We start from the raw sequence: 21,952 nt of genomic DNA, 5'->3' as shown, positions 1-21,952 counted from the left end.
CGTTGTTCAGGCGGCGGCGCATCCTGCCAGCCGTTCCAGCATCGCCGCATGCAGTTGCGGCGTGGCCGAGGCCAGCACGTCACCCGCCGAGTCGATGCCAAGCGGTTGGCCCGACCAGTCGGTAATGACCCCGCCCGCGCCTTTGACGATCTGGACGACGGGCAGGTAGTCATAGGGTTGCAGCCCGATCTCCAGCACCAGATCGCAATGACCCGAGGCCAGCAGGCCGTAATTGTAGCAATCGCCCCCGAACCGGATCAGCCGGACGCTGCGCCGCAGCGCGTCGAACGCCGCCGCCGAAGGTCCGGTGAACAGCAGCGGATCGGTGGTATAGGCAAAAGCCGATTTCAGATCGCGGCAGGCGCTGGTGCGGCAGGGCGCGCCATTGAATGTCGTGGGCGTGCCTTGTGCGCCCTGCCAGCGTTCATCGATCGCCGGCATGTCGATCTGGCCAAGGCACGGCTCGCCGTTCTTCAAAAGCGCCATCAGCCCGCCGAACAGCGGATGGCCGGTCACGAAAGACTTGGTTCCGTCTATCGGATCGACGATCCAGATATGGTCGCTGTCCAGATTGATCGGGGCCTCTTCCTCGCCAAAGATGCCGTGCCGGGGGAATGTCTCGGTGATGCGCTGGCGCAGGAACGCCTCGATCCCGCGGTCCGCCACCGTCACCGTCACCGGGGAACTGTCTTCCTTATCCTCGACCGTCAGGCCGCTGCGGAAATATTTCAGGGCAATGGCCCGCGCCGCATCGGCTGCGTCGGCTGCAAACTGCTGTTCTGTCATCAGGGGATGGGTGGATGTGTCTGCCATGTCCTGCGCCTTCGGGGTCTTTCGGCAAGAATGGTCCCGTCCAATGCGCGGACTGTACGAAATTCTTGGGCTCCGCCGCGGAAATCCAAGTAAAAGCACTTTCCTGCATAAATATTGGTGCGATCTGGTCGAATAATCAGCGAATTTGACATTAATATTCATGCAAATGCAGATTTTTGGCGTGTTTATGTGGATTTGCGCCTGCTTTCTGCGTATCCGAAAGATGGAACGGAGAATCGCATGTGGTCACACGAACGGCAGGCAAAGATCCTGGAAAAGCTGACGCTGGACAGCAAGGTTTCAACGGTCGAGCTTGCAGAAACCTTCGGGATTTCTCGCGAAACCGCGCGGCGCGATCTGATGGAGATGGAGCAGAGCGGTCATCTGCGGCGCGTTCATGGCGGTGCGGTCCCCGCCATCACCGGCATAGATCCCGAGCCGCCCTTTTCGTTGCGGCTGGAGCAATTCGCCGAACAGAAAGATGCGATTGGACGGGCGGCCTGCGATCTGGTCCCGCAAGGATCTACCTGTTTCATCGACGCTGGCACCACGACCATCGCCTTTGCGCGCCATCTTGCGGCGCGGGGCAATATCAGGGTCATCACCAACTCGATCGAGATCGCTCAGATCATCGCCGGCGGCCGCGATACCGAAACGCTGCTGCTGGGTGGGCGCCCCCATACAGACGTGCCCGCGACCTATGGTGAGCTTACCCTGTCCGAGATCGACCGCTTCCATGGCGATTTCGCCGTCATCTCTCCGGTGGGTCTGCACCTTGCACGCGGCGCTTCGGACTATGAATTGCATGAGGCGGAAATCGCCCGCGCGATGATGCGGCGATCCAAGGAATGCGTGATGCTGTGCCATTCCAGCAAGATCGGCATCGAAAGCCGCGTCGGCATTTGCCGGATCGATGAGATCGACCATCTTGTCGTCGATCGGTCCGGGGAAGCCATCTCGATTCCGCGCGGGACGTTGCATCTGGCCGATTGAACCGGATTGCCGGAATGCGCCGATGGTCTGCTGACGACGCGGCGATCAGACGGCAGGCGCGGCGCTGTCGCCTTCCGGCGAATCGAAGGCCGGGGGATCGGCTTGCCGAGAACAGATTTCTGATTTTGTCCGGTTTGATAGTCGCAGCATGTCGTCAGGCGGCGAAAAACGCAGGCCGCGTAATATTGATAAACTTGGTCGTGATAAGCATCCTTCGCCGAATGTGATGCCTGCGTGCCCCCGGCGCTTGGGCCGATACCCGGATATGTCTGCCGCCAAAACAGCGGTGGCCGCAGCGCAAAAGGATGTTTCATGACGGCAGATAATGTTTTGGTCGCCCGGTCCGGGTTCCTTTGCCGTCTGTTGCCCGCGCTGTCCGTGGCGACGGCGATGATTGCCGCAATGTCGCCCGGACAGGCGGCGGCGGAAGGCAGGATCCGGCTCGCCCAGCAATTCGGGATCGCCTATCTGGTCCTTGACGTGGTGCGCGACCAGCATCTGATCGAAAAGCACGGCAAGGATGCCGGCATCGACATCACGGTCGAATGGGCCCAGATCTCGGGGGCGACGGCCATGAATGAGGCGCTTCTGGCCAATAATCTTGATGTCGTCTCGGCGGGCGTGCCGCCCGCGCTGACGATGTGGGACCGCACGCGCGGAAAACAGGACGTGAAACTGGTCGCCGCGCTGGGGTCGCTGCCGAACTATCTGATCACCACCAATCCCGACATCCACACGCTGAAGGATTTCGGCCCGAACGACCGGATCGCCGTCCCGGCGGCCGGGGTCGGGTTCCAGTCGCGCACCCTGCAGATCGAGGCAGCCAAGCTGTTCGGCCCGGACGAATTCCAGAAACTGGACGCGATTTCCATCAGCCTGCCGCACCCGGATGCGACCGCCGCGCTGATTTCCGGCGGAACCGAGGTCAATTCGCATTTTTCCTCGGCGCCGTTCTATTATCAGGCGCTGGCGGGCAATCAGGCCGTCCACAAGGTCATCAGTTCCTATGACATTCTGGGCGGCCCGGCGACGTTCAACGTGCTTTACAGCACAAGCGCCTTTCACGACGAAAATCCCAAGACCTACGCGGCCTTCTACGCGGCACTGGCCGAGGCGGCGGATTGGATCAACGCGAACAAGGCCGAGGCGGCCGAGGTGTTCATCCGCCAGCAGAATTCCAAACTGCCGCTGGAACTGGTGCAACAGATCATCGACGACCCCGAAAACCACTTCACCATCGTGCCGCAGAACACCTTTGCCTATGCCTCGGAACTGGCCAAGCTGGGCGTCTTGAAGAACAAGGCAAGCTCTTGGCAGGATTACTTTTTCCCCGAAGCCTATGGCGGGGCGGGCGGCAGCTGACGACCGGCGGGCGGACAGGAAGGACGGTGGGGGCGGACGCATGGACGGCATGACATTATCCGAAGCATCAACTCGGGGCGCCGCGGCGGTCGGCGCCAGGGGGGACCGCACCGCGCTGCCCCCGCCGCTGCTTTGCGTGGACGGGGTGACGCTGGAATACCGCGCGCCCGGACGTGTGGTGCGGGCGACGCAGAATGTCAGCTTCGACATATGGGAGGCCGACCGGTTCATCCTGCTTGGCGCATCCGGCTGCGGGAAATCGACCCTGCTGAAGGCGGTCGGCGGCTTCGTCACCCCGCGCGAAGGGCGGATCCTGCTGGAAGGCAAGCCGGTGCGTGGGCCGGGACCGGACCGGGTGGCGGTGTTTCAGGAATTCGACCAGTTGCCGCCATGGAAGACGGTGCGCGAAAACGTGGCCTTTCCGCTGCGGATCTCGGGGCGGCTGGGCCGGAAAGAGGCCAGCGAACGCGCCGCGCATTATCTGGAAAAGGTCGGGCTGACCCGGTTCGCGGATGCCTATCCGCATACACTGTCGGGCGGCATGAAGCAGCGCGTCGCAATCGCCCGTGCGCTGGCGATGGAACCGCGCGTGCTGCTGATGGACGAACCCTTTGCCGCGCTTGATGCGCTGACCCGTCGGCGCATGCAGGAAGAGCTGCTGGCGCTGTGGGAAGATGTGCGTTTCACCCTGCTGTTCGTGACCCATTCCATCGAAGAGGCGCTGATCGTCGGAAACCGCATTGCGCTGCTGTCGCCGCATCCGGGACGGATGCGGGCGGAAATCAACAGTCATGCATGGGGTCTGCACAGCGGCGGCAGCCCGGATTTTCAAGCGGCGGCAAACCGGATTCACAGCTTGCTGTTTGAAGACGGCGACGCCCATGACGGCAAGGACAGGCAATGACCGACATTCTGGGCTTCGACATGCCTTCCCCTGCCCGAGCGGAACCGCCGGTCCGGCCCGAATACGAACGCCCGCTGGAACCCTTGGCGCGGTCTGCGGCTCAGGCGCCACTGCCGCTGCACCGGCGGTTGTGGCAGTTCGCCTGGCTGCGCAAAGGGCTGATTCTGATCGCGCTGGCGCTGCTGTGGGAAATATTGGCGCGCTGGCAAGGCAATGATCTTTTGCTGCCATCCTTCAGCCAGACGCTGCGGGCGTTTTTTCAGGACATCTCCAGCGGCATCATCCCGGAACGCACGATCAATTCGCTGAACGTCCTTCTGAAGGGCTATGCTGCGGGGGTCGTGCTGGCCTTCGTGCTGACGACACTTGCGGTATCGACGCAGATCGGGCGCGATTTGTTGTCGACACTGACATCCATGCTGAACCCGCTGCCGCCGATCGCGCTGTTGCCTTTGGCGCTGTTATGGTTCGGCCTTGGGCCAAACAGCCTGATCTTTGTGCTGGTGCATTCTGTGCTGTGGCCGCTGGCGCTGAACATGTATACCGGGTTCACCGGCGTGCCGGAAACCTTGCGGATGGCCGGGCGGAACTATGGGCTGCGGGGCCTGCGCTATGTGCTGCTGATCCTTGTGCCGGCGGCGCTGCCGTCGATCATCGCCGGGCTGAAGATCGGCTGGGCGTTCGCATGGCGAACGCTGATTGCGGCAGAGCTGGTCTTCGGCGCGTCTTCCGGCAAGGGCGGTCTTGGCTGGTATATCTTCCAAAACCGCAACGAGCTTTACACCGACCGCGTGTTCGCGGGGCTGATCATGGTGATCCTGCTGGGGCTGCTGGTGGAAAACGTGCTGTTCCGGCAGCTTGAAAAGCGTACCGTGATCCGCTGGGGCACCAGCCGCTGATGCGGAGTTGGCAGGCGCGCGATGCACGCGCCTGCGACCTGCCAGATCACGCGCGCCGCGCCACCGGCAGGTCCTGCATCCCGTTTCGCAGCAGCGGCAGCAACTGATCGCCCTGACGCCGGATCTCGGCCAGATAGGGCGTATCCGACAGGATGAACGTGTCGATCCCAAGATCGCGATAGCGGTTCAGCGCGCGCGCCACATCAGGGGCCGATCCGACCAGCCAGGTCGTTGCCGCCCCGCCGCCCCCGAACCGGCCCGGCGCGGTATACAGGCAATCGTCCAGCACGTCGCCCCGCGCCGCCAGATCGTGCAGACGCTGCTGCCCGACCGCCACCGGCCCGTGGTGGTCGTTCCAGCCCTTGCCCGCCGACCGCGCCATGGCCTGAACCCGGCTTTCGGCATCGGACCATGCCTGATCGGTCGTATCGCGCACCACGGTCGTGATGCGCAGGCCGAACCGCAGCGGCGGCAGGTCGCGGTCAAGATCGCGCGACAGCGCCTTCAGCCGGTCGATCCGGGCTGCGATATCGGCCAGCGGCTCGCCCCAGAACAGCTGCACATCGGCCTCGGTCGCCGAGACGGCCTCGGCCGCAGCCGAGGCGCCGCCAAAATAGATCGGCGGATGCGGACGGTCGGGCCGCGCGGCAATGCGGGGCACCACGTCCGCCCCGGATATACGATAGAATTCGCCGTCGAAGCTGACCCCGGTTTCGGTCCAGAACCGGCGCATCAGGCGCATGAATTCCTTGGTGCGGGCATAGCGGCGGGCGGAATCGGTCTGGGTATCGCCATATTCGGCGGTGCCGTCCTGACCCGAGACGATGTTGACCCGCGCCCGGCCTTCGGACAGCAGGTCCAGCGTGGCGATTAAGGTCGCGAATTGCGCCGGCTGCCAGTAACCGGGACGCGCCGCAACAAGCGGCTCGAACCGCGTGGTCCGCGCCGCCAGCGCCGTGGCGACGGCGACCGTATCGGGGCGGCCCCAGCCGTTGCCCAGAAGCGCCCCGGCCCAGCCATGGTCCTCGACCGCCCGCGCCTGTTCGGTCAGATCGTCAAGAAAGCTGCCGCGTCTTTCGGCACTGTCGCCCCGATGTCCCGTGTCGATATGGTTCGGGATATACCAAAGATAATCCTGCGACTTCGTCATGTGGCTGTCCTGTGCTTTCCAGTTGCTTGACAGGATAAACCATTGCCACGGCATAAAAATTAGCCATTCCTGCGGGTAAACGATGAAATCTTTCTCTCGCAGGGGCTGCGGGAAGGACGCGCGCATCGGATCCATCGTCATCAGGTCACGTCGAACCAGTACTGCGGCGCGGTTCAGCATCTGACCCGCCAGAATCCCGCGCTGCATTGCTTTTAGGCGGGCGGGAAGAAATGCCGTTTGTGCAGCTTTACAGCCGCGCGCAAGATCAGTAGCTTTCCACCAGAGCAAGTCGCAGAGTCTTCATCTGCCGCGACAACCGCGTCGCGTTGTTCACTGGCACGGCAGGATCTGGACAAGCATGTCCCCCTGTCCGGCTGACAATCAAAAACTCTGCAATTGATCGGCGCTCAACGCACTGACCTGCGCTGCGACTTGCCGCCGACATTTTGCCGATATTCCCAACATCGGAGCAAACATGACCATCAACCGCCGTCAGGCGTTGGGCGCAATTGGCGCTGCGACTGCCCTCAGTTTCGTGTCGACCCGCGGTTTCGCGCAGGAAGGCCCCATTACCGTCTCGGCTTTGTATGACCAGTCGGGCGGGCTTGAATCCTATGGTCAGCCCATCGTCGACGCGCTGCGCTTTGCCGTCGATGAACAGAATGCCAAGGGCGGTCTGCTGGGCCGCCAGATCAAGCTGAATGTCTATGACCCGCAGTCGAACATGCAGCTTTATGCGCAATTCGCCCGGCAGGCGGCGCTGTCGGACAAGCCTGCGGTGGTGTTTGCCGGGATCACCTCGGCCTCGCGCGAGGTGGTGCGGCCGATCATGCGCCAGTTCAACACGCTGTATTTCTATGCCAATCAATACGAAGGCGGCGTCTGCGACCGCAACATGTTCGCCACCGGCGTGACGCCGGGCCAGACCGTGCAGAAGCTGGTCGATCATTCGATCAAGACCAACGGCGGCAAGGTCTATATCGTCGCGGCCGATTATAACTATGGCCAGATCATCTCGGATTGGGTCAAGAAATACACCGCGGATAATGGCGGCGAGGTGCTGGGCGTCGAGTTCTTCCCGATGGATGTGACCGACTTCAAGACCTCGATTTCCAAGATCCAGGCGGCAAAGCCGGATTATGTCTGGTCGGCATTGGTGGGCGGCGCCCATATCTCATTCTATCGGCAGTGGAAGGCCGCGGGGATGCTGGGCAAGATCCCGATGTCGTCGACCACGTTCGCGGGCGGCAACGAACATGTCATTCTGACGCCCGAGGAATCCAACGGCATCATGGTCTGCCAGAACTATCTGCAGGAGCTGGACAATCCGGTGAATGCGCAATTCGTGGCCGATTTCCATACCAGGTTCGGCGCGGATTATCCCTATATCACCGAACTGGGCATGGGCGCCTATCAGGGCTTCCGGCTATGGGCTGCGGGCGTCGAAAAGGCTGGCAGCATCGAGCGGATGCCGGTGATCGAGGCGCTGGAGACCGGCATCTCGGTTCAGGCGCCCAGCGGGCTGGTGACGATTGATCCCAAGACCCATCACACCACGATGGATGTCCATATCGCCCGCGTCGAAAACGGCGGCCTGGTCCCGGTGCAGACCTTCACCCAACAGCCGCCCGCCGATACCGCGCTGGTCTGCGATCTGATCGCCAAGCCGGATGACAATCAGCAATACGTCATCGACTTCTAAGGAAAGATCATGGATTTCGCGGCAGTCCTTGCGATCGAAATCCTGGGGTCGATTGCCATTCTGGTGCTGATCAGCATCGGACTGGCCGTCGTCTTCGGGATGATGAAGGTCATCAACATGGCCCATGGCGAGTTTCTGATGCTGGGCGGCTATGTCGCCATTTATGGCACCAATCACGCCGGTCTGAACTTCTGGGTCAGTGCGCTGATCCTTGCCCCGCTTGTCGTGGGCGGGGTGGGGCTTTTGCTGGAATGGCTGGTGATCCGCCACCTTTACGGGCGGATGATCGACACCATGCTGGCGACATGGGGCATCAGCCTTGCGCTGATCGGTGGCATGACCATGCTGGTGGGCAACACGACCACGGGGATTTCGACGCCGCTCTCCAGCCTCAGCATCGGCGATTATTCCGTCAGCGGCTATGTGATCTTTCTGATTGCCTTGGCGCTGGCGATCTTTGCCGGGCTGTTTTGTCTGTTCAGGCTGACCACCTTCGGTCTGCTGGCGCGGGCGACCACGCAGAATGCCGATATGGTCGCGGCGCTTGGCGGCAATCCGCGCCGGATCTATGCGCTGACCTTCGGTCTGGGGGCGGCGCTGGCCGGTCTGGGCGGGGCGGCGCTGGCGCCTCTGACCGGGGTGATCCCGACCATCGGGGCCTCATACATCGCCAAGGCCTTCATCACGGTGATTTCGGGGGGCGCGGCGGTGATCGCGGGCAACCTTTCGGCCTCGGTGCTGTTCGGCGTCGTCGGTCAGGCCTTTACCTATGTCTATACCCCCGTGATCGGCGAGGTCGCGCTTCTGCTGACCGCCATCGTGCTGATCCGCATTCTGCCGCAGGGCATCACGGGCCGCTTCTTCCGGAGGTCGATCTGATGGGTCGTTTCGCGCAATCGCTGGGGCTGCTGGCCGTGCTGGCGGCAGGACTGCTGGCCCCGGCACGGCTGGAGCTGTTCACGATCTATGAATTCACCGCCTATCTGATCATGGCCGTGCTGGCGCTAAGCCTTGCCTTCGTCTGGGGCAAGGGCGGGATCATGTGTCTGGGTCAGGCGGCGTTCTTTGGTCTGGGCGCCTATGCATGGGCGGTCGCTGCGATCAATTTCGGTCCGGGGCTGGTGGCGCTGGCCGTGGCGATCGCCGCGCCTGCGGCATTTGCCGCCGTGCTGGGCTATTTCATGTTCTATGGCCGCATCAACGACATCTATATCGGCGTCATCACGCTGGCGGTGACGCTGATCCTGTTCAACCTGATCAACTCGACCTCTGGGCCGCAATACCGCATCGGCGCGGCGCTGCTGGGCGGGTTCAACGGCATGACCGGCATTCCGACGCTGGCCTGGCCAGACGGCACGCCGCTGGATCCGGCTGCGATCTTTCGCCTGACGGTCATCGTGATCGTCGCGGGCATCGTCGCCATCACCCTGTATCTGCGCACCACGCCCGGCAAGATTGCCATCGCCGTGCGCGAGAACGAAACCCGCGCCGAGCTTCTGGGCTATAACGTCGCGCAGTCCAAGCTGATCACCTTCACGCTGGGCGGCGCTCTGGCGGGCCTTGGCGGCTGTCTGTTCGCCAATTGGGGCGCCTTCGTCAGCCCGACGATCTTCAGCCTGGTGCAGTCGGCGCAGATTATCATCTGGGTGATCGTCGGCGGGCGCGGCACGCTGATCGGGCCGATCCTTGGCTGCATCGCGCTGCAATGGGCCACGACCAAGCTGGGCACGCAGCAGGTGGTGCAGGTCAATCTGGTGCTGGGCGTCGTGCTGGCATTCTTCGTGCTGGTGGTGCCGCAGGGGATCGTGCCGATGATCTGCGGCCTGCTTCGCCGCAAACCATCGGCCAAGGCGGAGCATCCGGCATGAGCGACGACATCATTCTGCAGGCCCGTGGACTGGGCATCAGCTTCGGCGGTGTCGATGCGGTGAAGGCGGTGGATTTCGATCTGCGCCAGCGCGAGCTGCGCTGCCTGATCGGACCGAACGGCGCAGGCAAGACCACGTTTTTCCGGCTGCTCTCGGGGCAATATGCGCCGACGCGCGGCAGTGTCACCTTTCGGGGCCAGCCGCTGTCCGGGCTGAAGCCATGGCAGATCGCCCGGCTGGGCATCGGCATCAAGACGCAGGTGCCCAGCCTGTTCGAGGGGCTGAGTGTAAAGGAAAATATCGACGTGGCGGCGCGTGCCCGCCTGCGCGGCCGGGCGGTCGCGCCCGTCGTGGCGGATGTGCTGGAACATATCGGTCTGGGCGATCTGCGCCATCGTCCCTGCGCCGAACTGGCGCATGGTCAGCGGCAATGGGTCGAACTGGGCCAGATGCTGGCCATGAAACCGGCCGTCGCCCTGTTGGACGAACCCGCCGCCGGCATGACGCATGGCGAAAGCCTGAAGACCGTGCAGATCATCCGCGACATCACCCGGCACAGCGCGGTGATCGTCGTCGAACACGATATGGATTTCATCCGCATGATCGGCGATTGCGTCACCGTCTTTGAACGAGGCGCGGTCATCGCCCAAGGCAGCTTTGCCGAAATCTCACGCGATCCGCAGGTGCGGGCGGCCTATCTGGGCCGGAAGGAGGCCGCAGATGCTTGAAGTCACAGGACTGCAATCGGGCTACGGGCGTGTCCCGGTGCTGCGCGGTGTGGATCTGGCGCTGCAACGGGGCGAATGCATCGGCCTTTTGGGCCGCAACGGCATGGGCAAGACAACGCTGCTGCGCGCCATCATGGGCGAATTGCCGACATGGGGCGGGCAGGTCGTCAAGGATGGCCGGTCGCTGAATGGCCGCGCCACGCAGCTGCGCGCAAAATCCGGGATCGGCTATGTTCCGCAGGGCAAGCAGTTGTTCAAGCTGCTGACGGTGCAGGAAAACCTGCGCATGGGCTGCGTCAAGAACTTCAGCGCCGCGTCCGCCCGCATCGCCGAGGTGCTGACGCTGCTGCCCCGGCTGGTGCCGCTGCTGGACCGCCCGGCGGGGATGCTGTCGGGGGGCGAACAGCAATTGCTGGCGCTGGGACGCTGCCTGTGCGGCGAGCCCGACCTGATCTTGCTGGATGAACCGACCGAGGGCATCCAGCCCAATATCTGCGACGAGATCATCGACGTGTTGATCCATCTGCGCAGCGAAAAGTCGCTGTCGATCATTCTGGTCGAACAGGACATCGATTTCCTCTGGTCGATCTGCGACCGCGTACTGGCGGTCGACAAGGGCAGCATCGCCAAGACCATTGATCCCAAAGCCGACGGATCGACCGAGGAAGCCAAGGCATTCATCGGGATCGAGGGCTGAGACGTGACCATCCGCAAACCGAATTTTGAAGACATGCTGGCGGCCGATCAGGATCTTGGCCTGCGCCTGTCCACCGACGATCTGACCGCCTTCACCGGGATGATGCAGGCGGTGGCCGAGGACTATGCCATCGTCGACGCACTGACCCCGGAACTGCCGCCGGTGCGCTATCCGCGCGCGCCCGGCCATTACCCTGCACCCGAGGATAACCCGTTCAACGCCTGGTTCGTGAAATCCCGCGTCGAGGGTCGCGCGGGGGGGCCGCTGTCGGGTCTGCGCGTCGCGCTGAAGGACAATATCATGCTGGCCGGCGTGCCGATGATGAACGGCGCCTCAAGCTTGCGCGGCTATGTGCCGGATGTGGATGCGACGCTGGTGACGCGCCTGCTGGACGCGGGCGCCGTGATCGAGGGCAAGGCGCAATGCGAATATTTCTGCGTCTCGGGCAGCAGCCATACCAGCGCGCTGGGGCCGGTGCGCAATCCGCATGACGAAACGCGCTCGGCGGGCGGATCGTCCTCGGGCTGTTCCGCGCTGGTGGCGTCGGGGCTGGTCGATGCGGCGATCGGCACCGATCAGGGCGGCTCGGTCCGTATTCCCGCCGCCTATGCGGGCTTTGTCGGCATGAAGCCGACCTTCGGCCTTGTGCCCTATACCGGGGTCATGCCGGTGGAAATGACGCTGGATCATGCCGGGGTGATGTCGGGCGACGTGGCGACGAATGCCCGCGTGCTGCAAGCCATCGCCGGCATGGACGGGCTGGACCCGCGGCAACAGGACCTGCCCACGGACCGCGCCTATGGTGCGGATCTGCTGGCGGGGGCCAAGGGCCTGCGCATCGCCGTGGTGCCCGAAGGCTTCGGCTGGGCCAATTCCGAAACCGGTGTCGATCAGGCTGTCCGCGCCGCCGCCGCGCGGCTGGACGAACTGGGCGCGCGCGTCGATGAACGCCCGATCCCCCTGCACCGCAAGGGCCACGCGATCTGGACCCCCATCGCGACCGAAGGCACGGTCGCGCAGATGGAGGGGCTGAACTATGGCTCGAACTGGAAGGGGCTTTATGTCACCAGCCTGATGCGGGCGCAAAGCGACTGGCGCGACCATGCGGCGGATTTTCCCGATGACGTGAAATCGGTTCTGCTTGCCGCGCATTATTTCCGCGGTCAATATCGCGGGCAGACCTATGCCAAGGCGCAAAATCTGGTGCGCCGCCTGAAAGCGGCCTATCTGGCGGTGCTTGCGGATTATGACATGCTTCTGATGCCGACCGTTCCCCTGAAGGCTCCGAAGCTGCCAGCGGTGGATTGCGGACCCGCCGAGTGGGTCGGACGCGCGCTGGAAATGAATGCCAATACCGCACCCTTCAACGCAACGGGTCTGCCCGCCCTCAGCATCCCCTGCGGACGCGCGGATGGTCTGCCGGTCGGCATGATGCTGATCGGGCGCGATCACGCCGAGGCGATGCTGTATCGCGCGGCCGCCGCCTATGAGGCCGCGTTCGACTGGAAAACGCTGTGATGCCGCTGCTGAACACAAGCAAGGACAGCTGGCCCGTCGGCCTGCTGTTTTCGGGGGAAAGCCAGACCTCGACGGTCGAACATTCGCAAGCCTGCGCCACCCTGCTGGCCATCGACGAGGTGAACGGCGCAGGCGGCATCGACGGCGTGCCTCTGGTGCCGCGCCATCTGCCCATCGGGCCGCGTCCCGACGACTATCGCAGCGCCGCCGAACGGCTGTGCGACGACCATGGCGTCCGGGTGCTGTTCGGCACGCATATGTCGAATTCGCGCAAAGCCGTGCTGCCGGTCGTCGAAAGCCGCGAGGCGCTGCTGTTCTATCCCACGCTGTATGAGGGGTTCGAGTTTTCGCATCATTGCGTCTATACGGGTGCGGCGCCGAACCAGAACTCGGTGCAGTTGGCGCGGCATCTGCTGCGTCACCACGGCAAGCGGGTGTTCTTCATCGGCAACAACTACGTCTTTGCCCATGAATCGAACCGCATCATGCGCGATCTGTTTGAACAGGCGCAGGGACAGGTCGTCGATGAGGTCTATCTGCCCTTCCACGCCCCGGATGAGGCATTTGCCACTGTCATGGCCCGGATCGAGACGCTGCGCCCGGATGTGATCTATTCGACCGTGGTCGGCAGCGACACGATCCGGCTGCAACGCGCCTTCGCCCCCACGCGCAGCCGCGCGGACGGCGCCGTCATCGCCAGCCTTGCCATGAACGAAGCCGATCTGGCGCAGATGAATGCCGATCTGTCGGAGGGCTGTCTTGCGGCAGCGCCATGGTTTGCCACGCTGCAAAACCCTGCCAGTCAGGCCTTCCGCGCGGGTATGCATCGTCGCTTCGGCCCGGATATACCCCTGACCTCGGGGGCCGAGGCTGCGTATTTTCAGGTGCATCTGTTCGCTCAGGCGGCGCGTCAGGCCCGGATCCTGTCATTCGACGCGGTTCTGGCCCAGCTTGGACAGGCGCGTTTTGCCGCGCCCGAAGGCGATGTCTGGATCGACGCCGCGACCCATCACACATGGCTGTGGCCTCGGATCGGGCGGGTCAGCGCCGCCAATGCCTTCGAGGTGATCGAAGAAGAGACGGCCCCGGTCAAGCCCGAACCCTATATGGTGAAACACAGCTTTGGGAATGATCTGATCAGCCATGTCTAAGCCCAGCGGCCAGCCAAGGATCAGCGATCTGAGAGGCACCAGGGTTCTGGCGCTGCTGCCCCCCGGGCGCGAGGCCGAGGGGCTTGTCACCCACCTGATCCGCATCGGCTGCCTGCCCCGGCTGGAATGGCCCATCCCCGAAAAGCTGCCTGACGACATCGATGTGGCCATCATCCCGGTCGATTCCGATGCGCGCAGCGCGATCCGGGTGCTGATTGCCAACCTGACGGATCTAAGCCCGCCGATCATCGCTCTGGTGGGCTATGAAGATCCCTCGACGCTGCAACTGGTGCTTGAGCTGCGCTCTGCCGCTGTGATCGAACGGCCGGTGAAACCGTTTGGCCTGCTGACAAACCTGAAGATCAGCCGCGATATCTGGAAACGCCGCCGCAAAGCCCTTGAACGGCTGGCGGCTGCCGAACAGCGCCAGTCGGCCCTGTCCATGGTCGATATCGCCAAGACGCTGCTGTGCAAGGTGCGCAATATGGACATGTCCCAGACCCACCGTTATCTGCAAAAGACCGCCATGGACGGGCGCATCCCTATCGAAGTCGCGGCCGAGCAGGTGATTGCCGAGATCACGGCAGAAGCCGCCGCTACCAGACCCCTGCCTGACATGCCCGACTAATTTCCCGCAGCTTGCTGTTCGTTTTTCGTCCGGCGTTGCCGCCACATTGCCCTAGAAAGCATCCCATGGACTGCATCCCCGTTTCCGCATCACCCAGATCAGCTTGCATTGCGGCCTTTGACCGGCGCGCGCCTGTTGCGCTGCGTCTGTCGTGCCGCGCGATCCCCACCTTTCGACGGCGGCCCTGCGATGCGGGGCCGCGCCATCACATACCGCCAACCGCCTGAATACCCGCCCCGGCGCGACCGCCGGCTTTCCCCAAGATAACGGAGCTGATGACATGACCGACCCGACCCCCGGATTTTCTTTCGACACGCCCGGCTCGACGCTGGTGGAATGGGCCGGGGCCGCGCGGATGGGCGAGCTGCTGGGCGGCTGGTTTGCCGCGCGCAATGTCCTGATCGTGACGGACAAGTTCCTGAACGATGCCGGGGTTCTGGATGCGGCGAAAGCTTCGCTGGCGGGGCATGGCTTCACGGTCTCGGTCTTTGACGATGTGGTGGCCGATCCGCCCGAGGCGGTGCTGACCGCCTGTGTCGCGCAGGGCCGTGCGGCGGGGGCCCAGATCGTCATGGGGCTGGGCGGCGGCTCTTCGATGGATATTGCCAAGCTGGTCGCGGTGATGCTGGTCAGCGAACAGCCTCTGGCCCAGCTTTACGGCATCGGCAAGGTCACCGGCCAGCGCCTGCCGCTGGTGCAGGTCCCGACCACCGCAGGCACCGGGTCCGAGGTCACCAACATCACCATCCTGACCACCGGCGAGACGACCAAGATGGGCATCGTCGCGCATCAGCTTTACGCCGACCGCGTGCTGCTGGACGCCGAACTGACCGTGGGCTTGCCGCCGATGCAGACGGCGGCGACCGGCATCGACGCCATGGTCCACGCCATTGAGGCCTATACCAGCCGCCACAAGAAGAACCTGCTGTCGGACATCTTCGCGCGTGAGGCGCTGCGGCTTTTGGCGCGCCATCTGGTCCCGGCCTGCCAGAACGGCCAGGACCGCGCCGCGCGCGAGGGCATGCTGATCGGCGCGAATTTCGCCGGGCAGGCGTTTTCCAACAGCCCCGTTGGGGCGGTGCATGCGCTGGCCTATCCGCTGGGCGGGCATTTCCACCTGCCGCATGGCCTGACCAACGCGCTGATGCTGGGTCCGGTGCTGCGTCATAACATGTCCGTCGCCGCGCCGCTTTATGCCCAGCTTGCGGATGTGGTCCTTGGGCCTTCGGATGAGGGGGTGCAGGCCCGCTCGGCGGCTTTTGTCGGGTTCATGGAGGATCTGATGGACCGCTCGGGCGCGCCGCGCCGGCTGCGCGATGTGGGCGTCGGCGCAGACAGCCTGCCCATGCTGGCCCGCGACGCGATGCTGCAGACACGGCTGTTGCAAAACAACCCCGTCGAGGTCGATGAGGCCGCCGCCCTGTCGCTGTATCGGCAGGCGTTCTGAGGGGGGCACATGCGTTCGGTCGTGGCGGGCGCGCTGTGCCAAGCTGAGGATCCTACCCGCTGAAAAGCGCGACCACGCGCGTCTTGCAGGGCGTCGCCCTGAAATAGATCTGACCCTAGAAGCGTCGATGACATTGCGACATCAGCCCCGTGCCCCCGCTTCAGCCCCCATCACCGCGATAATCGCTGGCCGGGTCGATCACCGCCAGCAGGCGGGTTTCGCCCGTGCCCTCGATCGGTGGCGAGCGATGCAGCAATCGCGTGCTTTCCTGCGGCCAGCGCGCCCCGCGCAGCAGCGTGACGCTGCCGGTCGAGATCTGCTGCGGCCGGCTCTCGTGTCCCACCTGTGCCAGTTGCGTGCCACGCCCGCGATAGGTGCACAGCATCCGCGCCGTCATATTGTCGATATGAAATCTGCGGCAGGAATTCGTGGTGATGACCTGAAGACGCAGGTGAAGCATGGGCGAGGCCATGACCTCGGCCATGATAAGGCTCAGCGCGGCCAGATCGCTGGCCAGCAGGTCACGGAACGCGCCGTCCGCAATGCCCGCCAGATCGCAGGCGGCCTGCACGCAGGGCTCGACCGCGCCGACCGGGACCAGCGTTCGCAGCCGTGGCAGGTTTCTGGCGGGCAGCGCGCCGATCCAGTCCAGAAAACCCGGCAGCGGCTTGCGTTCCCAGATGGCGGCCGCGATCCCCGGCGATCTGATGGTCCGCAAAATCTCTGGATCATGGCTGTGCAGGACCGCGCGGGCGTCGCCACGCGGGGGGAAGGCGATGACGTTCATGCCGTGATGATCTTTCCCGGCAACGAATTCACGAACATGGTGTCCTGCGGCCGGAAATGGATGACCGAGCGGATGGATTCCCCGGCGTGAAGCAGATCGAACGCCGTGTTGATCTGCTCATGCGCCATATTGTGGGTGATATAGGGATCGACGCTGAAATCGCCGCGCAGCCATTCGTCCACCATCCCCGGCAGTTGCGACCGCCCCAGCACGCCGCCAAAGGCCGAGCCGCGCCAGACCCGCCCCGTCACCAGCTGGAACGGCCGGGTCGAGATCTCTTCGCCCGCACCGGCCACACCGATCACCGTGCATTCGCCCCAGCCCTTGTGGCAGCATTCAAGGGCTGAACGCATGACGCTGACATTGCCGATACATTCAAAGCTGTAATCGACACCGCCATCGGTCATGTCGATGATGACCTGATGGATGGGGTCGGCAAAGTCCTTGGGGTTGATGCAGTCATGCGCGCCAAGGCTTTTCGCCAGCAGGAACTTGGACGGGTTGGTGTCGATGCCGATGATGCGGCTGGCCCCGATCATCCGGGCGCCCTGAATCACCGCCATCCCGACCGCGCCCAGACCAAAGACCGCCACGGTCGAACCCGGCTGCACCTTGGCCGTATTGCGCACCGCGCCCATGCCGGTGGGCACCGCACAGCCCATCACGCTGGCCTTGGCCAAGGGCGCCTGTTTCGAGATCTTGGCCACGGCGATTTCCGGCAGCACGGTATATTCGCTGAAGGTGCTGGTGCCCATATAGTGATGGATCATCCTGCCCTTGTAGGAAAAGCGCGAGGTGCCATCCGGCATCACCCCCTGCCCCTGCGTCTTGCGGATCGTCTGGCACAGGTTGGTCTTGCCCGATCTGATATAGGGGCAGTTCGGATCCTCGGGCGTATAAAGCGGGATGACGTGATCGCCGGGCCTGACCGAGGTGACGCCTGCGCCTAGTTCCTCGACGATGCCCACGGCCTCATGACCCAGCACGGCAGGAAACAGCCCTTCGGGATCCGCGCCCGACAGGGTGAACATGTCGGTATGGCACAGGCTGGTCGTCACGATGCGGACCAGAACCTCGCCGGCTTTCGGGCCATCCAGATCGATCTCTTCGATCTCCAGCGGGCGGTTCGGTTCCCAGGCGATGGCGGCACGGGTTTTCATGGCGGTCTCCGTTGGTCAGCGCCATGTCTTCGGGCATGGCGTCCAAATTGACGTAAGGTTATTACATATCGCTAATGAGAATCGCAAAGGCCCGCAATGCAAAACTTCAAACCCAGACTTTCGGTTGAGCAGGTCGAGGAAGGCCATGATCTTGCTCCGAGATTTGACGCATCAGGGCTGATTTCGGTGGTGACGACCGATGCCGGCAGCGGCGAGGTGCTGATGATGGGCGTGATGAATGCCGAGGCGTTGCAGCGGTCCATCCAGACGGGTCAGGCGCATTACTACAGCCGCGCGCGTCAGTGCCTGTGGCACAAGGGCGCAACCAGCGGGCTGGTGCAGACCACCGTGGAAATGCGCATCGACGACGATCAGGACGCGGTCTGGCTGCGGGTGCGGATCGCGGGCGGGGCCAGTTGTCATGTGGGCTATCGGTCGTGTTTCTATCGGGCGGTACCGCTGGTGGGCGATGCGCCGCTGCTGTTCACGGAAAGCGAAAAGGCCTTCGATCCTGTCCGCGTTTATGGCGATGCCCCGAACCCGACCCAGTTGTGACGCGATCTGGATGGCCCGGAATATGGATGGCCGACGCGCTTGATCTTGCGCGGGCGATGCGCGGCCATGTCTGGCCCAACCCGCCGGTCGGTTGCGTCATTGCGACGGGCGACCGGCTGATCGCCACAGGCGCGACCCAGCCCGGCGGGCGACCCCATGCCGAACGCTTGGCGCTGGAGCGTGCCGGAAACGCCGCCCGCGGGGCCTCGCTGTATGTCACGCTGGAACCCTGCTGCCATCATGGCCAGACGCCACCCTGCGCCGATGCGATCATCGCGGCTGGGGTCGCGCGGGTGGTGGCCAGCCTGCGGGACCCGGATCCCCGGGTGAATGGCGGCGGCTTTGCGCGGCTGCGTCAGGCGGGGATCGCGGTGGATATCGGTCCCGGCGCGGATGAGGCTGCCGCGATCATGTCGGGCTTCCTGCACCGCATCCGCAGCGGTCAGCCCCAGCGGATGCTGCTAGACCGCCCGACCGATGCCATCCCGGACGGCGCGGACGGTCTGCTGACGCCGCGCGGACTGGTGCTGCGCGGACGCCCGCTGCTGGCGCTGGACCCGCATCGGCCGGTCTGGCCCCAGCTTGGCCAGCTTGGCCTGACCTTGGTGGCGGTCAGTCCCTGATAAGGCGGGTGCGGCGACCGGCCGGGCCTAGACCCGCAGCACGGCCAGAAACGGCTGCTGGCCCGACGACAAGGCGTCGAACTGGCGGCGGATCGCGGCCTGATCAAGCACGACCCGGCGCAGGGGCGTGAAATTGACCCCGCGTTCGGCACAGATTCGGGCCGCGGCATCCGCGCTTGGCCGCCCGGCCTTTGGCGCAGCGGAAATGGGCATGTTTTCCCCTGTGGTTGGACTGGGATATTGCGATTGAAGCCGACCCGATCACGGCACAAGCACCGGGCCCGGACCGCTTAAGGACCAACCTGCAACCACCCTGGCCACCTGTCCTGCCCCGCCTCAGGCGACGTTGCGCTGGCCCCATTGCGGGAACGGGTCGGGCAGTTTCGTCCATGCCTGAGGCGTGAAGTCCACAGCCTCGACCAGCGCGGCGTCCAGGGCGGCGGTGATCGCGGCGCGGTCCATGCCTGAACCGATAAAGACCAGCTCCTGCCGGCGGTCGCCCCATGGCTCGACCCAGTTCTTTTCCATTTCTGCCAGCGCCTCGGGGTGGCTGGGCCAGCGATCCTGCGGGACCGAGGCCCACCAGCCCCCCAGCGGCTTCACGGACGAAATCGCCCCGGCAAGGCTGAATTCAACCGCCCAGTTCGGGCGGCTGGCGATCCACAGATGACCCTTGGCGCGGATGACGCCGGGCAGATCGCCATTCAGCACGGCGTGGATCTTTTTCGGGTGAAAGGGTCGGCGCGCACGATAGACGAAAGACGAGATGCCGTATTCCTCGGTCTCGGGGGTGTGGTTTTCAAAGCCATACAGCTCTTTGGCCCACATGGGATGCATATGGGCGCGGTCGAAATCGAACAGGCCCGTGTCGAAGATCTCATCGGCATCGACGCGGCTGAAATCCGTTTCGATCAGGCGGGCATCCGGGTTCAGGGCGCGCACGATCTTGCGGGCCTGATCCAGACGTTCGGGGCCGGCCTCGGTCACCTTGTTCAGCACGATGACATCGGCAAACTCCATCTGATCGGTCAGCAGGTCGACCAGAGTGCGCTCATCCTCCTCGCCCAGCGATTCACCGCGATCGGCGATGAAATCATGGCTGGAGAAATCCTTGGTCAGGTTGATGGCATCGACCACCGTGACCATCGTGTCCAGCCGCGACACATCGGACAGGCTGCAGCCATCCTCGTCGCGGAAATCGAAGGTGGCGGCGACCGGCAGCGGCTCGGCGATGCCGGTGGATTCGATCAGCAGGTAATCGAAGCGGCCCTCGGCTGCCAGCTTGCGCACCTCGTCCAGCAGATCGCCGCGCAGCGTGCAGCAGATGCAGCCATTGGTCATCTCGACCAGCTTTTCCTCGGATCGCGACAATTGGGCGCCGTCGCGCACCAGATCGGCGTCGATATTCACCTCGGACATGTCATTGACGATCACGGCGACGCGGCGGCCGTCGCGATTGTTCAGGATGTGGTTCAGCAGCGTCGTCTTGCCCGCGCCCAGAAAGCCGGACAGGACAGTAACGGGAAGGCGGGTGTCGGTCGAGAGCTGGCTGACGGGCATGGCGTCCTCGCAATGTGATAATATTACATTTACTAAGCTGCGCGGCCACCCAGCCACAAGGGCCAGCAGACAGAATTTTGTTATATTATTACGTTTTTCTGCAGCGGGTTGATTTGCTCCGGCGCGGATGGCTGAATGCCGCGGGCAAAGGGTCTGGAAAGACGACGGACGCGGTTTGGACAGTAAGCACATGAATGGTAAAGCGAAATTCTTTGATCCGGGCGACGAACGCGGCATCCTTCGCATCTCGATTGCGGTGACGTTGGTCATGTCATCGCTGGGGATCGGCTTCGGCCTGATTTCCGGGTCGTTCTCGATCACCTTCGATGGGGTCTATTCGCTTGTCGATGCCAGCATGAGCCTGTTGTCGCTGGTCGTCGTCAACCTGATCACCTCGTTCACCCTGGCCAAGGGGCTGTCGCGCAAGCTGCGCGAGCGGTTTTCCATGGGGTTCTGGCATCTTGAGCCGATGGTGCTGGGGCTGAACGGCACGCTGTTGATCGGCGTTGCGGTCTATGCGCTGGTCAATGCGGTCAGCAGCCTGCTGGAAGGCGGCCGCGACCTGGAATTCGGCTGGGCGATCATCTATGCGGTTTTCACGCTGATCGCCTGCACCACGACTGCCATCGTCGAGGCCCGCGCCAACCGCAAGCTGGGTTCGGAATTCATCCGGCTGGACGTGAAAAGCTGGGTGATGTCGGCGGGCATCACGGCGGCGCTGCTGATCGCCTTCTGTATCGGCTTTGGGGTGCAGGGGACGACATGGCAATGGATCTCGCCCTATATCGATCCGGCTGTCCTTGCCGTGGTGTGTCTGCTGATCATCCCGCTGCCGGTTTCGACCGTCCGGCAGGCGCTGGCCGATATCTTTCTGGTCACGCCTGCCGATCTGAAGGCGCATGTGGATGTGGTGGCGCAGGCTTTCGTGAAAAAGCACGGTCTTGTGTCGCACCGCGCCTATGTGGCGCGCGTGGGCCGCTCGAAGGAAATCGAGCTGTTCTTCATCGTGCCCGCCGATGCGCCCGCCCGCCGCATTGACGAATGGGACGCGCTGCGCGACGAGATCGGCGATGCGATTGGCGGCGAAGGCCCCGACCGCTGGCTGACCGTCGTCTTTACCGGCGACCCCGAATGGGCCGAATGACCTGATCCATCACCGCGCCGCCGTGGCCTTGGCTGTGGCTGCGGCTGCGGCTGCGGCATCCGCATTGACAGCCCGCACGCAGCCGGTCAATTTCACATCCTCACCAGGGGCGTCCCGACAAGGGGCTGAGATACTGCTGGGCCGCAAGGCAGCGCAGGAACCCTATGAACCTGATCCAGTTCATGCTGGCGTAGGGACGGTGCGGTTGCCTGCTGGCCGGTCTGCGGTCGGGGGGCGGCCTTTCCTTCTTTCCGTCCATGCTG

Annotated in this window: 22 protein-coding genes and 1 riboswitch; of the genes, 16 read left to right on the top strand and 6 right to left on the bottom strand. The window is 63.8% G+C overall.

The window, feature by feature from the left end; all coding sequences use genetic code 11:
* Positions 1-6: 6 nt before the first annotated feature.
* Positions 7-813, bottom strand: coding sequence for an inositol monophosphatase family protein (locus tag GL284_RS06735; protein WP_230382944.1), 807 nt, complete (start codon positions 811-813; stop codon positions 7-9).
* 240 nt (positions 814-1,053) lie between these two features.
* On the opposite strand from GL284_RS06735, the gene GL284_RS06730 reads away from it, so the two are divergent.
* The 4 genes from GL284_RS06730 to GL284_RS06715 all read left to right on the top strand — a co-directional run bounded on the left by GL284_RS06730 (position 1,054) and on the right by GL284_RS06715 (position 4,971).
* Positions 1,054-1,806, top strand: coding sequence for a DeoR/GlpR family DNA-binding transcription regulator (locus GL284_RS06730; protein ID WP_155043831.1), 753 nt, complete (start codon positions 1,054-1,056; stop codon positions 1,804-1,806).
* A 312-nt stretch (positions 1,807-2,118) separates the two neighbouring features.
* Complete coding sequence (locus GL284_RS06725) at positions 2,119-3,168, top strand: ABC transporter substrate-binding protein (protein WP_155043830.1); 1,050 nt, start codon at positions 2,119-2,121, stop codon at positions 3,166-3,168.
* Positions 3,169-3,217: 49 nt separating this feature from the next.
* On the top strand, positions 3,218-4,072 hold the full coding sequence (locus GL284_RS06720; RefSeq protein ID WP_155043829.1) for an ABC transporter ATP-binding protein: 855 nt from the start codon (positions 3,218-3,220) through the stop codon (positions 4,070-4,072).
* The gene (locus GL284_RS06715) at positions 4,069-4,971 is read left to right on the top strand and encodes an ABC transporter permease (RefSeq protein WP_196216723.1); all 903 of its coding nucleotides are present in this window, start codon (positions 4,069-4,071) and stop codon (positions 4,969-4,971) included. The genes GL284_RS06720 and GL284_RS06715 overlap by 4 nt, the downstream gene beginning before the upstream one ends.
* 46 nt (positions 4,972-5,017) lie before the next feature.
* Here GL284_RS06715 and GL284_RS06710 read toward each other — a convergent pair whose 3' ends face one another.
* Positions 5,018-6,121: an LLM class flavin-dependent oxidoreductase gene (locus GL284_RS06710; RefSeq protein WP_155043828.1), complete on the bottom strand. Its 1,104-nt coding sequence runs from the start codon at positions 6,119-6,121 to the stop codon at positions 5,018-5,020.
* 475 nt (positions 6,122-6,596) lie between these two features.
* On the opposite strand from GL284_RS06710, the gene GL284_RS06705 reads away from it, so the two are divergent.
* The 9 genes from GL284_RS06705 (at position 6,597) to GL284_RS06665 (ending at position 15,860) form a co-directional block, all read left to right on the top strand.
* Positions 6,597-7,823, top strand: a complete 1,227-nt coding sequence (locus GL284_RS06705) for an urea ABC transporter substrate-binding protein (protein ID WP_155043827.1) — start codon at positions 6,597-6,599, stop codon at positions 7,821-7,823.
* Between the two features lie 9 nt (positions 7,824-7,832).
* Positions 7,833-8,702, top strand: coding sequence for an ABC transporter permease subunit (locus GL284_RS06700; protein WP_155043826.1), 870 nt, complete (start codon positions 7,833-7,835; stop codon positions 8,700-8,702).
* On the top strand, positions 8,702-9,691 hold the full coding sequence (locus tag GL284_RS06695) for an ABC transporter permease subunit (RefSeq protein ID WP_155043825.1): 990 nt from the start codon (positions 8,702-8,704) through the stop codon (positions 9,689-9,691). Before GL284_RS06700 ends, GL284_RS06695 begins: the two co-directional genes overlap by 1 nt.
* Positions 9,688-10,419, top strand: a complete 732-nt coding sequence (locus GL284_RS06690) for an ATP-binding cassette domain-containing protein (protein ID WP_155043824.1) — start codon at positions 9,688-9,690, stop codon at positions 10,417-10,419. Before GL284_RS06695 ends, GL284_RS06690 begins: the two co-directional genes overlap by 4 nt.
* Positions 10,412-11,116: an ABC transporter ATP-binding protein gene (locus GL284_RS06685; protein ID WP_155043823.1), complete on the top strand. Its 705-nt coding sequence runs from the start codon at positions 10,412-10,414 to the stop codon at positions 11,114-11,116. The genes GL284_RS06690 and GL284_RS06685 overlap by 8 nt, the downstream gene beginning before the upstream one ends.
* 3 nt (positions 11,117-11,119) lie before the next feature.
* Positions 11,120-12,634: an amidase gene (locus GL284_RS06680; protein WP_341870300.1), complete on the top strand. Its 1,515-nt coding sequence runs from the start codon at positions 11,120-11,122 to the stop codon at positions 12,632-12,634.
* Positions 12,634-13,785, top strand: coding sequence for a transporter substrate-binding domain-containing protein (locus tag GL284_RS06675; protein WP_155043822.1), 1,152 nt, complete (start codon positions 12,634-12,636; stop codon positions 13,783-13,785). The genes GL284_RS06680 and GL284_RS06675 overlap by 1 nt, the downstream gene beginning before the upstream one ends.
* Complete coding sequence (locus GL284_RS06670) at positions 13,778-14,413, top strand: ANTAR domain-containing response regulator (RefSeq protein WP_155043821.1); 636 nt, start codon at positions 13,778-13,780, stop codon at positions 14,411-14,413. Before GL284_RS06675 ends, GL284_RS06670 begins: the two co-directional genes overlap by 8 nt.
* A 280-nt stretch (positions 14,414-14,693) precedes the next feature.
* Entirely contained in the window at positions 14,694-15,860 is a 1,167-nt protein-coding gene (locus GL284_RS06665; RefSeq protein WP_155043820.1) for an iron-containing alcohol dehydrogenase, read from the top strand.
* Positions 15,861-16,020: 160 nt separating this feature from the next.
* Here the strand turns inward: GL284_RS06665 and GL284_RS06660 are convergent, their stop codons facing one another.
* Positions 16,021-16,647, bottom strand: a complete 627-nt coding sequence (locus GL284_RS06660; RefSeq protein WP_155043819.1) for a DUF1826 domain-containing protein — start codon at positions 16,645-16,647, stop codon at positions 16,021-16,023.
* Entirely contained in the window at positions 16,644-17,807 is a 1,164-nt protein-coding gene (locus GL284_RS06655; RefSeq protein WP_155043818.1) for an S-(hydroxymethyl)glutathione dehydrogenase/class III alcohol dehydrogenase, read from the bottom strand. The genes GL284_RS06660 and GL284_RS06655 overlap by 4 nt, the downstream gene beginning before the upstream one ends.
* 96 nt (positions 17,808-17,903) lie before the next feature.
* On the opposite strand from GL284_RS06655, the gene hisI reads away from it, so the two are divergent.
* Together hisI and ribD are read left to right on the top strand one after the other, a co-directional pair.
* Positions 17,904-18,362: a phosphoribosyl-AMP cyclohydrolase gene (hisI, locus tag GL284_RS06650; protein WP_155043817.1), complete on the top strand. Its 459-nt coding sequence runs from the start codon at positions 17,904-17,906 to the stop codon at positions 18,360-18,362.
* A 26-nt stretch (positions 18,363-18,388) separates the two neighbouring features.
* A complete protein-coding gene (ribD, locus tag GL284_RS06645; protein ID WP_155043816.1) occupies positions 18,389-18,985 on the top strand; it encodes a bifunctional diaminohydroxyphosphoribosylaminopyrimidine deaminase/5-amino-6-(5-phosphoribosylamino)uracil reductase RibD in 597 nt (198 codons plus the stop codon).
* A 27-nt stretch (positions 18,986-19,012) separates the two neighbouring features.
* On the opposite strand, the gene GL284_RS06640 is transcribed toward ribD, so the two are convergent.
* Together GL284_RS06640 and zigA are read right to left on the bottom strand one after the other, a co-directional pair.
* A complete protein-coding gene (locus tag GL284_RS06640) occupies positions 19,013-19,198 on the bottom strand; it encodes a hypothetical protein (RefSeq protein ID WP_155043815.1) in 186 nt (61 codons plus the stop codon).
* Between the two features lie 123 nt (positions 19,199-19,321).
* The gene (gene zigA, locus GL284_RS06635; protein ID WP_155043814.1) at positions 19,322-20,545 is read right to left on the bottom strand and encodes a zinc metallochaperone GTPase ZigA; all 1,224 of its coding nucleotides are present in this window, start codon (positions 20,543-20,545) and stop codon (positions 19,322-19,324) included.
* A 175-nt stretch (positions 20,546-20,720) separates the two neighbouring features.
* On the opposite strand from zigA, the gene GL284_RS06630 reads away from it, so the two are divergent.
* A complete protein-coding gene (locus tag GL284_RS06630) occupies positions 20,721-21,689 on the top strand; it encodes a cation diffusion facilitator family transporter (RefSeq protein WP_230382945.1) in 969 nt (322 codons plus the stop codon).
* 95 nt (positions 21,690-21,784) lie between these two features.
* A riboswitch (TPP riboswitch) is annotated at positions 21,785-21,904 on the top strand.
* Positions 21,905-21,952: the final 48 nt, after the last annotated feature.

Origin of the sequence: Paracoccus shanxieyensis (genome assembly GCF_009711265.1) — a bacterium.
GTDB lineage: Bacteria > Pseudomonadota > Alphaproteobacteria > Rhodobacterales > Rhodobacteraceae > Paracoccus > Paracoccus shanxieyensis.
Note: the sequence above shows the minus strand (reverse complement) of the source record. Positions and strands in the feature narration are given on the sequence as shown.